We start from the raw sequence: 1,240 nt of genomic DNA, 5'->3' as shown, positions 1-1,240 counted from the left end.
CTAAACCGAAGTTCGTGATTCGCGATCAGCCTGAGGAGCAAGCGGGCGCGGAGCGGGCGGGCGCGGAGCGGGCGGGAAGAGGGAGCAGGGGCACCTCTCGTTCGGCTCTGTGTGCGCAGAAAACCTGAGAGCGAGAAGGCCCTGCCCGAGGGCAAAGGTAGGCAGTGGCTGAAGAGGAAGCAGCGCCAGGCGCTGCTGCGATGGGGCGAGAGGAGCGGCTGCCCGCTCACCATGCGACGGTGCATGGCCGTGGCGGCGGTGGGGAGGGGAGCCTCGTGCAACGCAGCAGCCCGGAACTTGGGCTGTGCCACCTCTACCGTCGTCAGCGCGGTGCGCAGGTACCGCGAGGGCGGACGCGGAGCGCTGCGAGACAGGAGGGAGAGCAACGGCCAGCGCAAGGTCGACGAGCGATTCCGACAGAGGCTGGCGCGGGTGCTGGTGGGAACGCCCGAGGACTGGGGCTGGTGCCGGCCCACCTGGACACGGGAGTTGCTGTGCCTGGAGCTTGAGCGCCGGGGGCTGCCCCAGGTGTCCGTGGCGACCATGGGACGCGCGCTCACCTCGCTCGGCGCGCGGCGCAAGGCCGCCAGGCCCATCGTCGAGTGTCCCTGGCCCGCCTGGAAGCGTCGGCGCCGGCTCTACGAGTTGAAGTGCCTGCATGCCCACAAGCCCCCCGAAGAGCCCGTGCTCCACGTGGATGAGGTGGACATCCATCTCAACCCCAAGGTGGGACACGACTGGTGTCTTCCGGGGCAGCGCCGGGTGGTGGTGACACCGGGCAACAACCAGAAGCGCTTCCTGGCCGGAGCGTTGAATGTCCGGACGGGGAAGCTGACGTGGGCGGAGGGCAAATCCAAGGCCAGCGACCTCTTCATCCAGTTGCTCTGGCGCCTCGCGGGTGAATACCGGCGCGCTCGCCGCATCCACCTCGTGCTGGACAACGCCGCGGTCCACACCAGCCAGAAGACTCGCAAGGCCCTTGCCCAACTTGGGGGGCGCATCGTGCTCCACTTCCTGCCGCCCTACTGTCCCCAGGGCAACCGCATCGAGCGCGTGTGGCTGGACCTGCACGCCAACGTCACGCGAAACCACCGCTGCCGCACCATGGAACAGCTCATGGTGCGAGTGCATGCCTACCTCAACGCGCGGAATGCACAGCGCTCTGCCTGTCCATCCCTGCGTCGAGCCGACCTCAGGCGTGCCTCCTGACGTCGTGCGGGAATCGAGATCGTTGGTTTAG

1 protein-coding gene is annotated in these 1,240 nt (G+C 68.1%); it reads left to right on the top strand.

What is annotated here, in order from left to right:
- Positions 1-231 precede the first annotated feature (231 nt).
- Complete coding sequence (locus tag HUA74_RS44885; RefSeq protein ID WP_371817414.1) at positions 232-1,209, top strand: IS630 family transposase; 978 nt, start codon at positions 232-234, stop codon at positions 1,207-1,209.
- Positions 1,210-1,240 lie beyond the last annotated feature (31 nt).

This window comes from Myxococcus sp. CA051A, from assembly GCF_013336705.1.
Taxonomy (GTDB): Bacteria; Myxococcota; Myxococcia; order Myxococcales; family Myxococcaceae; genus Myxococcus; species Myxococcus llanfairpwllgwyngyllgogerychwyrndrobwllllantysiliogogogochensis.
Note: the sequence above shows the minus strand (reverse complement) of the source record. Positions and strands in the feature narration are given on the sequence as shown.

Coding starts and splice junctions, on each gene's coding strand:
- HUA74_RS44885 (WP_371817414.1), top strand. CDS start 232: ATGCGACGGTGCATGGCCGTGGCGGCGGTGGGGAGGGGAGCCTCGTGC.